The sequence below is a fragment of the Streptomyces sp. NPDC055099 genome (assembly GCF_053607685.1).
Window position 1 is genome coordinate 185513 of sequence record NZ_JBSGUA010000007.1, and the last position, 9979, is coordinate 195491.

9 protein-coding genes are annotated in these 9979 nt (G+C 72.0%); 4 read left to right on the top strand and 5 right to left on the bottom strand.

Annotation, left to right across the window (positions count from 1 at the left end; all coding sequences use genetic code 11):
• Positions 1–82: 82 nt before the first annotated feature.
• Positions 83–745, bottom strand: coding sequence for an HdeD family acid-resistance protein (locus ACWFRU_RS19655; protein WP_453688582.1), 663 nt, complete (start codon positions 743–745; stop codon positions 83–85).
• A gap of 93 nt (positions 746–838) precedes the next feature.
• Here ACWFRU_RS19655 and ACWFRU_RS19660 point away from each other — a divergent pair, with 93 nt between their 5' ends.
• Entirely contained in the window at positions 839–1615 is a 777-nt protein-coding gene (locus ACWFRU_RS19660) for an enoyl-CoA hydratase/isomerase family protein (RefSeq protein ID WP_453688584.1), read from the top strand.
• On the opposite strand, the gene ACWFRU_RS19665 is transcribed toward ACWFRU_RS19660, so the two are convergent.
• Entirely contained in the window at positions 1605–2237 is a 633-nt protein-coding gene (locus ACWFRU_RS19665) for a DJ-1/PfpI family protein (protein ID WP_453688586.1), read from the bottom strand. The genes ACWFRU_RS19660 and ACWFRU_RS19665 overlap by 11 nt on opposite strands.
• Positions 2238–2244: 7 nt before the next feature.
• Entirely contained in the window at positions 2245–3246 is a 1002-nt protein-coding gene (locus ACWFRU_RS19670) for a GlxA family transcriptional regulator (protein ID WP_453688588.1), read from the bottom strand.
• A gap of 144 nt (positions 3247–3390) precedes the next feature.
• Here ACWFRU_RS19670 and ACWFRU_RS19675 point away from each other — a divergent pair, with 144 nt between their 5' ends.
• The 3 genes from ACWFRU_RS19675 to ACWFRU_RS19685 all read left to right on the top strand — a co-directional run bounded on the left by ACWFRU_RS19675 (position 3391) and on the right by ACWFRU_RS19685 (position 6984).
• A complete protein-coding gene (locus ACWFRU_RS19675) occupies positions 3391–4281 on the top strand; it encodes an SCO6745 family protein (protein ID WP_453688590.1) in 891 nt (296 codons plus the stop codon).
• Between the two features lie 90 nt (positions 4282–4371).
• Entirely contained in the window at positions 4372–4539 is a 168-nt protein-coding gene (locus tag ACWFRU_RS19680) for an LPFR motif small protein (protein WP_453688591.1), read from the top strand.
• Positions 4540–4602: 63 nt separating this feature from the next.
• Positions 4603–6984: a Tex family protein gene (locus tag ACWFRU_RS19685; protein ID WP_453688593.1), complete on the top strand. Its 2382-nt coding sequence runs from the start codon at positions 4603–4605 to the stop codon at positions 6982–6984.
• A 21-nt stretch (positions 6985–7005) separates the two neighbouring features.
• Here the strand turns inward: ACWFRU_RS19685 and ACWFRU_RS19690 are convergent, their stop codons facing one another.
• A complete protein-coding gene (locus tag ACWFRU_RS19690; protein WP_453688594.1) occupies positions 7006–8649 on the bottom strand; it encodes an ABC-F family ATP-binding cassette domain-containing protein in 1644 nt (547 codons plus the stop codon).
• Between the two features lie 102 nt (positions 8650–8751).
• Complete coding sequence (locus ACWFRU_RS19695) at positions 8752–9783, bottom strand: oxidoreductase (protein ID WP_453688596.1); 1032 nt, start codon at positions 9781–9783, stop codon at positions 8752–8754.
• Between the last annotated feature and the right edge of the window lie 196 nt (positions 9784–9979).

The following is a 9979-nucleotide window of genomic DNA, read 5'->3' on the forward strand; positions in this document are numbered from 1 at the left end:
GGTCCGGACCGTGCGACTGAACAGAAGTCAGCGACTATCGACGGCATTTGATCACTGACGCCCGAGCGCGTCGGACGAGTGACTACTTCTGTCCCTCCGGCTTCGCTTTGAAGCTTTCTTCCGCTTGTACGGGTTGTTCGCGTTGTCCCGTTTCCGAGCCCTCGCTGACCATGCTCACGATCCGGCGCCCGCCCAGGCCCGTGGCGAGCAGACCGAGGCCGTCGAAGAGCAGCGCGAGCGAGAAGAAGCAGCCGATCACGTACTGGCTGCTGCTGGGCCAGTTGGCGAGCACCAGGATGCCGAGCAGGAGACCGAAGGCACCCTGCACGAGCGTCCAGCCGAACTGCGGGCCGCGCACCACCAGGCTGCCGACGAGCCGGAAGACACCACCGGTCAGGAAGAGCAGCGCGGCGAACATCGTCAGCGCCTCCGCCGCCACATCCGGCCTGCGGATGATCACGACTCCGGCGGCGAGGTTCAGGGCGGCCACGACCACGCCGAGCCAGAAGAAGTTCGTGCCACGTGACTGCACGGCGTGCAGCAGACCGACACAGCCGCCGATCAGGAGCAGCCAGCCGAAGAGGAGCATGGAGGTCAGGGTGGCGACGCCCGTGTAGACCAGGCCCACGAGCCCGGCGACCGCCAGGATCGCGCCGAGGAGGGCCAGCCAGCCGAGACTGCGGTTGAGCTGCTTGGCGCCCTGGGCCTGCGGTGCGGCGGCCTCGGCGCGCTTGGATCGGGCCATCAGCGTCTCCGTCCTGCTTCCCCCGCTGCACAGAGTTCTCAGGGCCGCCCCTTCTTGATCGTACGTTCGACGGGTGCGGATAGCATCCTGCGCATGGAGCCGCAGCTGAGGCAGGCCGTCACCCACGGCGTCGCCACCGTCGTCATCGACCATCCGGCGAAGCGCAACGCCATGACGGCGGACATGTGGCGCCAGGTGCCGCCCCTGCTCGCCGGGCTCGCCGCTGATCCGGCCGTACGTGCGCTCGTGCTGACCGGCGAGGGCGGGACCTTCTGCGCGGGTGCCGACATCTCCTCGCTCCGGGAGTCACCGGGCGAGGCACAGGATCTGGCGGTACGGGCCGAGGAAGCCCTCGCGGTCTTCCCCAAGCCGACGCTGGCCGCGGTGCGCGGCTACTGCGTGGGCGGCGGGAGCCAGCTCGCGGCGGCCTGCGATCTGCGGTTCGCGGACGAGGGCGCCCTGTTCGGGATCACTCCCGCGAAGCTGGGGATCGTCTATCCGTCGTCGTCGACGCGGCGCCTGGTGTCGCTCGTGGGGCCCTCCGCCGCCAAGTACCTGCTGTTCTCGGGTGAGTTGATCGATGCCGGGCGGGCGCTGCGCACGGGTCTTGTCGACGAGGTGCTGCCCGCGGGCGAACTGGACAAGCGGGTCGCGGAGTTCACCGCCGTCCTCGCCGCCCGTTCGCAGCTGACGCAGGCCGCGGCCAAGGAGTTCGCGGCCGGGCGCCTGGACCGCGACGCCCACTGGAGTGAGCAGGCGCGTGCGGGCGGCGACACCGCGGAGGGGGTCGCCGCCTTCCTGGAGCGCCGCGAGCCGCGCTTCACGTGGACTCCCGGCGGCGCCGCTCCGGGCGAGAGCGCTACTGGCTGAAGCGGCTGCCCGCGCGGAACTTCTCGACGAGGTGCGCGGGCGCCTTGTGCGGGGAGCCTGCGTCGTACGGCGGCTGGGGGTCGTACTCCGTGAGGAGCTGCACGGTCTGCGCCCGCTCCTCGCCCGCGATACGGCCGATCAGGGCGAGTCCCATGTCGATACCGGAGGAGACCCCGGCCGCCGTGACGTACTTGCCGTCGAACACCACCCGCTCCTCCGTCGGCTCCACGCCGAACCTCGCCAGCTCCGCCAGGGCGAGCCAGTGCGAGGTGGCGCGGCGCCCCTTGAGGAGCCCCGCCGCCGCGAGCAGGAGGGAGCCGGTGCACACGGACGTCGTCCAGGTGCTGGTGGCGTCCGCGGACCGCAGCCAGCCCAGGAGCTCCTCGTCCGCCATGTGGTCGCTCTGGCCCGGACCGCCGGGGACGACCAGGACGTCGGGCTCGGGTACGTCGGCGAAGGAGCGGTCGGCGACGAGGGCGAGGGAGCCGCTGTCGTTGCGCACGGGGCCGGGGCTCTCGGCCACGAAGAGGGTCTCGGCGCCGGGCATGCGGCTGAGCGTCTCGTACGGACCGACCGCGTCCAGGGCGGTGAAGCGGTCGAAGAGGGCGATGGCGATCTGCATGGGGTGCCTATCCGTCGAGGGCGGGTGCCGGCTGGGGGGCGAGTGAGGCGAGAGGGGCGTGGAAGCGCCGCCGGTACTCGGCGGGCGCCGCGCCGAGGATCTTGACGAAGGCGCGGCGCATCGCCTCCGGAGTGCCGTAGCCGCAGGCGCGCGAGACCTCCCCGATGCCGTGCGAGGTGTCCTCCAGGAGGCGGCGCGCGTGCTCGACGCGCACCCGCTCGACGTACTTGCCCGGCGTCATCCCCGTCTCCGTTTGGAACGCGCGGGCGAAGTGCCGCGGCGAGAGCCGGGCGCGGGCGGCGAGCGACTCGACGCAGAGGTTCTCGTCCGGGTGCTCGGTGATCCACTGCTGGACCTCGCGCAGCGGCTCGCGCAGGGCCGTCTGCGCGGCGAGCTGGGCGCTGAACTGCGCCTGGTTGCCCGGCCGCCGCAGGAAGACCACGAGATAGCGCGCGACCATCAGCGCCTCGTCGCGGCTCAGGTCCTCCTCCACCAGGGCCAGGGCCAGGTCGATGCCCGCGGTCACGCCCGCGGAGGTCGCGACGTGACCGTCGCGGACGAAGATCGGGTCCGGGTCGACCTCGATGGCGGGGTGATCGCGGGCGAGCTTGTCGCAGAACGCCCAGTGGGTCGTCGCCCGGCGGCCGTCCAGGAGCCCGGCCTCGGCGAGGAGGATGGCGCCGGTGCAGACCGAGACCAGGCGCCGCGCACGGGGGGCGTTCGTCCGGAGCCAGTCGATCAGACGGGGGTCGGCCTCGCGGGTGCCGATGCCGCCGGGGGCCAGGAGCGTGTGCGGCGCGGGGGCGTCGGCGAGGGAGGAGTCCGGCACGAGCGTCAGGCCGCTGGACGTGCGGACGGGGCCGCCGTCCAGGGAAGCGGTGTGGACGCGGTACGCGGGCCGGTCACCGCCGTGGCAGGCGGCGGCGCCCGCGAAGACCTCCACCGGTCCCGTGACGTCGAGACTCTGGACACCGTCGTAGAGGACGACCAGGACAGTTCGCTGCTCCATGCCCTGATTCTTGGCCTCGCGCGGAATGTCCGCAATGACGAATGGCCCTCTTTTCCTGCCACCGACGGCGGCGACGCGGGGGCGGCCGGGCCTGCCGGGCTCCCCGGGCTTCACGTCATACCAACCAGTCGGTAGCGTGCGGTCATGACTTCTCTCAAGCCCCCCTCCCCGGCCGCGGCCCTGCACCCGCGCGCGGGACGTCGGTGTCACAACGTGCTCAATTCGCTGCACTCGACGCACTACTTCTCGCCCGACACGGGGCGCGAGGTCGCCAAGGTCGGGATCGCCCACCCCAAGGCCGTCAATTTCGCCGTGCGGACGGCGGCGATGGGCCCGGTCGGCGCCGGAGTGGTCACGGCGGCGTTCTACAACTACAAGCACGAGACCGTGGCCCGGCACGTGCCCGGCATCTGGCGGACCGCCTCCCCCGAAGACGTCCTCGCGGCACGCGCGCGTGCCGTCGACTCGACCCTGCGCCGCCTCCTCGGCGAGGACGCCATCGCGTCGCCGGAGATGGCGGAGGCCGCCGAGCTCGCGCTGCGCGCCACCGAGGCCTGCTCCCGCTCGGCACGGCCGCTCTACGCCGCCCACGCCGACCTGCCCGTTCCCGAGCAGCCGCATCTCGCGCTCTGGCACGCCGCGACGTTGCTGCGCGAGCACCGGGGGGACGGGCACCTCACCGCCCTCCAGTACGCCGAACTCGACGGCATCGAGGCCCTGGTGAGCCACACCGCGACCGGCAAGGGCATGCGCCCGAAGTGGAACTTCAACACGCGCGGCTGGACCCAGGAGGACTGGGACGCGGCCGTGGAGCGGCTGCGCGCCCGCGGACTGCACGACGGGGTGGCCGAGTTGACCGAGGCGGGCGTCGCGCTGCGCAAGGACGTCGAGGAGGCCACGGACCGCCTCGACCGGGCTCCGTACGAGCACCTGGGCGCGGCCGGCGTCGAGCGTCTGACGGAGCTGGGGACCGTGTTCGCGGGCGCGGCCCTCCAGGCGGGCGCGTTCCCCGCGGATCTGCTCGGCAAGGAGTAGCCCCAGGCATGGGCGGCGCCGTGTGAGGTACTCGTTCGTCTCCGCTCCGGCGCGCCTGGCGCCGGACCGGGCGACGAAAGGGGAAATCCCGTGTTCCGAGCGATCGCAGATGTCCTTCGTCAGATCGGCGCGGCACTCGCCACCGTGGTGACACTGCCGTTCCGCGCCGTGGCCCGGCTGTTCAGCGGCGCCTCCGGCTCCACGCGGCGAACGGGGCGCCGGTCCGGACGCCGCCCGGGGCGGGCGAGCCGGGTCTGATCCCCCCGCTGTCGGTGCCACCTGCCACAATTGCCCCGCAACCCCAGTGAGAAGGCGGGAAACGTGGCACCTCTGCAGACGTCCACTCCAGCATCGATCGAAGGCAGGATCGCCGAAGAACTCGGCGTACGGGAGCGGCAGGTGAAGGCCGCCGTCGACCTGCTCGACGGCGGCTCGACGGTGCCCTTCATCGCTCGCTACCGCAAGGAAGCGACCGAGATGCTCGACGACGCGCAGCTGCGCACGCTCGAGGAGCGGCTGCGTTATCTGCGGGAGCTCGAGGAGCGGCGCGCCGCGATCCTCGAATCGGTCCGCGAGCAGGGCAAGCTCACGGACGATCTCGAGGGGCAGATCCGCGCGGCGGACACCAAGGCGCGTCTCGAGGACATCTACCTGCCGTTCAAGCCGAAGCGCCGCACGAAGGCGCAGATCGCCCGCGAGGCAGGCCTCGAGCCGCTCGCGGACGGCCTGCTCGGCGACCCGTCGGTGGACCCGCTCGCCGCGGCCGCGGCCTTCGTGGACGCCGACAAGGGCGTCGCGGAGCCGCAGGCCGCCCTGGACGGCGCCCGCGCGATTCTCGCCGAGCGGTTCTCCGAGGACGCCGACCTGATCGGCGAGCTGCGTGAGCGCATGTGGGTGCGCGGCCGCCTCGTCGCGAAGGTCCGTGCGGGCAAGGAGGAGGCGGGCGCCAAGTTCGCCGACTACTTCGACTTCGCCGAGCCCTTCAAGGAGCTCCCCTCGCACCGCGTCCTCGCGATGCTGCGCGGCGAGAAGGAGGACGTGCTCGACCTCGTCCTCGAACCGGAGGAGCCCACGGAGGGCCCGTCCTCGTACGAGGGGATGGTCGCGCACCGCTTCGGCGTCGTGGACCGCGGCCGCCCGGCCGACAAGTGGCTGCAGGAGACGGTGCGCTGGTCCTGGCGGACCCGCATCCTGGTGCACCTGGGGATCGACCTGCGCCTGCGCCTGCGCACGGCCGCCGAGGACGAGGCCGTCCGGGTCTTCGCGTCGAACCTGCGCGATCTGCTGCTCGCCGCACCCGCGGGCACGCGCGCGACACTCGGGCTCGACCCCGGTTTCCGTACGGGCGTGAAGGTCGCCGTGGTCGACGCGACCGGCAAGGTCGTCGCGACGGACGTCATCAACCCGCACGTCCCGGCGAACAAGTGGGACCAGTCCCTGGCCACGCTCGCGAAGCTCGCCAAGGAGCACTCGGTCGACCTGATCGCGATCGGGAACGGCACGGCGTCCCGCGAGACGGACAAGCTCGCCGGTGAACTCATCACGAAGCACCCGGAGTTGAACCTCACGAAGGTGATGGTCTCCGAGGCGGGCGCCTCGGTGTACTCCGCGTCGGCCTTCGCCTCGCAGGAGCTGCCCGACATGGACGTGTCGCTGCGCGGCGCCGTGTCCATCGCCCGGCGCCTTCAGGACCCGCTCGCCGAGCTGGTGAAGATCGACCCGAAGTCCATCGGCGTCGGTCAGTACCAGCACGACCTCTCCGAGGTGAAGCTGTCCCGCTCCCTCGACGCGGTCGTCGAGGACTGTGTGAACGGCGTCGGGGTGGACGTGAACACCGCCTCCGCCCCGCTGCTCGCCCGGGTCTCCGGCATCGGCGCGGGCCTCGCCGAGAACATCGTGGCGCACCGCGACACGAACGGCCCCTTCTCCTCCCGCAAGGGCCTCAAGGACGTGGCACGGCTCGGCCCCAAGGCGTACGAGCAGTGCGCGGGCTTCCTGCGCATCCGGGGCGGCGACGACCCGCTCGACGCGTCCAGCGTGCACCCCGAGGCCTATCCGGTGGTGCGCAGGATGGCGAAGAAGACGGGCGGCGAGGTCGCCTCGCTCATCGGCGACACGGCGACGCTGCGCTCGCTCCGGGCGGAAGAGTTCGTGGACGAGTCCTTCGGTCTGCCCACCGTCAGCGACATCCTGAAGGAGCTGGAGAAGCCGGGCCGCGACCCGCGCCCCGCCTTCAAGACGGCGACGTTCAAGGACGGCGTCGAGAAGATCTCCGACCTCGCCTCCGGGATGGTCCTGGAGGGCGTCGTCACGAACGTGGCGGCGTTCGGTGCCTTCGTGGACATCGGCGTCCACCAGGACGGGCTCGTCCATGTCTCGGCGATGTCCAGGACGTTCGTCAAGGACCCGCGGGACGTGGTGAAGCCGGGTGACATCGTCAAGGTGAAGGTGATGGACGTCGACATCCCGCGCAAGCGGATCTCGCTGACGCTGCGCCTGGACGACGAAGCCGCGGCCGACGCCACCGGTGAGCGCCCCAAGCGCGGCGGGCGCCCGCCGCAGCAGCGCCAGCAGGGCGGCCGGCGCCCCCAGCGCCAGGGCGGCGGCGGCCAGCGCAAGGAGCGGCAGGGTCCGCCGCCGGCCAATGACGCGATGGCGGACGCACTGCGCCGGGCCGGTCTCCTGGACCCCAAGAAGCGCTGATCCGAGGGGAGTCGGCGGAGGTCAGGGTGACAGCTCGGTCACCTTGCCCTCCGCCACCTCCAGACGGCGCGTGACCCGGACGGCGTCCAGCATCCTGCGGTCGTGGGTCACCAGGAGCAGCGTGCCCTCGTACGCGTCGAGGGCGGACTCCAGTTGCTCGATGGCCGGCAGGTCGAGGTGGTTCGTCGGCTCGTCGAGGACCAGGAGGTTGACGCCCCGGCCTTGCAGCAGCGCGAGGCCCGCCCGGGTGCGTTCGCCCGGGGACAGGGTGGCCGCGGGGCGCAGGACGTGTGCGGCCTTCAGGCCGAACTTGGCGAGCAGCGTGCGCACGTCGGCCGGTTCGGTGTCGGGCACGGCCGCGCAGAACGCGTCCAGGAGCGTCTCCGGGCCGTGGAACAGCGCGCGCGCCTGGTCCACCTCGCCGACGAGCACCCCGGAGCCGAGGGCCGCGTGGCCCGCGTCCGTGGGGATGCGGGTCAGCAGGGTGCCGAGCAGGGTCGACTTGCCCGAGCCGTTCGCGCCGGTGATCGCCACCCGGTCCGCCCAGTCGATCTGCAGCGTCACGGGGCCGAGCGTGAAGTGACCGCGGTGCACCTCCGCGTCGCGAAGGGTGGCGACGACGCTGCCGGAGCGCGGCGCCGACGCGATCTCCATCTGCAGCTCCCACTCCTTGCGGGGCTCCTCGACGACGTCGAGCCGTTCGATCATGCGCTGGGTCTGGCGTGCCTTCGCCGCCTGCTTCTCGCTGGAGTCGCTGCGGAAGTTCTTGCCGATCTTGTCGTTGTCGCCCGCCTTGCGGCGGGCGTTCTTGACGCCCTTGTCCATCCAGGAGCGCTGCATCTGGGCGCGGCCCTCAAGGGCGGACTTCTTGTCGGCGTACTCCTCGAACTCGTCGCGGGCGTGGCGTCGCGCGACGTCACGCTCCTCCAGATACGCCTCGTAGCCGCCGCCGTAGAGGTTGACCTGCTGCTGGGCGAGGTCGAGTTCGAGGACCTTGGTGACGGTGCGGGTGAGGAACTCGCGGTCGTGGCTGACCACGACCGTGCCGGCGCGCAGTCCGCGGACGAAGCTCTCCAGGCGTTCGAGGCCCGCGAGGTCGAGGTCGTTGGTCGGCTCGTCCAGGAGGAACACGTCGTAGCGGGACAGGAGCAGCGAGGCGAGGCCCGCGCGAGCGGCCTGGCCGCCGGAGAGCGAGGTCATGGCCGTGTCGAGGCTGATGTCGAGGCCGAGGGAGGCGGCGACCTCCTCCGCCCGCTCGTCCAGGTCGGCGCCGCCGAGCGCCAGCCAGCGCTCCAGGCTGGACGCGTACGCGTCGTCGGCGCCCGGGGTCCCGTCGACCAGGCCCTGGGTGGCCTCGTCCATGGTCCGCTGGGCCTCGTCGACGCCGGTACGGCGGGCGAGGAAGGCGCGGATGGTCTCACCGGGGCGGCGGTCGGGCTCCTGCGGCAGGTGGCCCACGGCCGCGCTGGCCGGAGCGAGGCGCAGTTCGCCGGTCTCCGGAGTGTCCAGACCGGCGAGGAGGCGCAGGAGGGTCGACTTGCCGGCGCCGTTGGCGCCGACCAGGCCGATGACGTCGCCGGGCGCGACGACCAGCTCAAGGGCGGAGAAGAGGGAGCGGTCGCCGTGGCCTGCGGCGAGATTCTTGGCGACGAGGGTTGCGGTCATCAGGGGGTCGAGTTTAGGCGAGGGACGGGGCGGCTCGCGCGGCAGTATCCGCCTGGTCGGGGCCGTGCTCCCGCCCGGCGGCCCGGCACCCTGGCCCGGCCGCTACCGCACTATCGGGGCCGTCAGAACACTGTCCGTCGTCCGCGCCACCACGAAGGACTCCCCCTTCGTCGCCTTGGCGTCGAGCTGGACGCGGTGCTCGCCCGGCTCCAGGACGCCGTCGAAGACCTCATGGACCTGGGTGCGCGAGAGCCGGTCCACGCGGTACGCGACGAGCTGCACCCGGCACGTCGAGGTGATCTCCACGTCGGCCGAGCCGTCGGCCGCCGCGAGCCGCGTCAGACGACGCAGTTCCAGCGGGCTGCGGTCCAGGGCGTGTTCTATCTGCGCGACCAGGAGCGGGATGATCGGGGCGAGCCCGTCGACGTACGCGACCCGGAGTCCCGCTCCGTCGAAGGCCGCACGCACCGCGTCGCGTGTCGCCGCCGGGACGGAGCGGCCGAAGGCCACCGCCCCGTAGGTCCGCAGCTCGTCCGGCGGCACGCCCGTCGCGTCCGCCGCGATCTCGGCGCCGACGCCGATCGTGCGCAGCGCCGCGGCGAGTTTGGCGAGGACGGCGACGCGGGCGCCGATCAGGAGCACCCTGCGGCGCGGCGTCGGCTCCTCCTCGGCCAGCAACTGCCGCAGCGCTTCGCGGTATTGGGCGCCCTGGAAGCGGAAGGGCCCTATGCCGTGGTAGCCGTTGAGCTCCAGGTCGGCCCGATCGGCCGTCTGCCAGGCGAAGTCCCGCCATACGTAGGTGTCGGTGCCGTCCGGTGCCCGCTCGATGACCGCGGTGACCGCGCCGCAGTCCAGGCCCTCGCACTCGGGGCAGCCGTAGATGACGTGCCGGTCGTCGAGCAGGGGTGCCCGGGTCTCCAGGAGGAGTCCGCGTACATGGTGGGTGAAGATCGCGGGTGGTACGTCGGAGGCGAGCGGGGAGACGGCGTCGAGGTCGGAGAGCTGGAACAGCAGCGGGCGCCCGTTCACGATGAAGTCGACGAAATCGCGGTGGACTTGGAAGTCACCGTTGGCGAGGACTCCACCGGCGCGCATGGCCGGTGCCAGACCGAAGGTCGCGTACTCGGCAGACATGCTGTGAGTATCCCCACCCGGTGGCTGATGTGAGCACGGCATGAGGCATTCCGCTATGTCCTGCCCATATCGCCCTCAGGAAGACGTGGTTGGGGACGCTTTCGGCCAGAACGGGCGCACGCATGGTCGATGGCGTACGCGGCGGTCTTCGGCTGGACGACACACGCAGGAGGCGGCGCACCTCGTATGTGAGGTG

Excerpts from the sequence above, each read along its gene's own strand:
- ACWFRU_RS19695 (WP_453688596.1), bottom strand. The coding sequence starts at position 9,783 with ATGTCTGCCGAGTACGCGACCTTCGGTCTGGCACCGGCCATGCGCGCC.
- ACWFRU_RS19675 (WP_453688590.1), top strand. The coding sequence starts at position 3,391 with ATGACTTCTCTCAAGCCCCCCTCCCCGGCCGCGGCCCTGCACCCGCGC.
- ACWFRU_RS19670 (WP_453688588.1), bottom strand. The coding sequence starts at position 3,246 with ATGGAGCAGCGAACTGTCCTGGTCGTCCTCTACGACGGTGTCCAGAGT.
- ACWFRU_RS19690 (WP_453688594.1), bottom strand. The coding sequence starts at position 8,649 with ATGACCGCAACCCTCGTCGCCAAGAATCTCGCCGCAGGCCACGGCGAC.
- ACWFRU_RS19655 (WP_453688582.1), bottom strand. The coding sequence starts at position 745 with ATGGCCCGATCCAAGCGCGCCGAGGCCGCCGCACCGCAGGCCCAGGGC.
- ACWFRU_RS19665 (WP_453688586.1), bottom strand. The coding sequence starts at position 2,237 with ATGCAGATCGCCATCGCCCTCTTCGACCGCTTCACCGCCCTGGACGCG.
- ACWFRU_RS19660 (WP_453688584.1), top strand. The coding sequence starts at position 839 with ATGGAGCCGCAGCTGAGGCAGGCCGTCACCCACGGCGTCGCCACCGTC.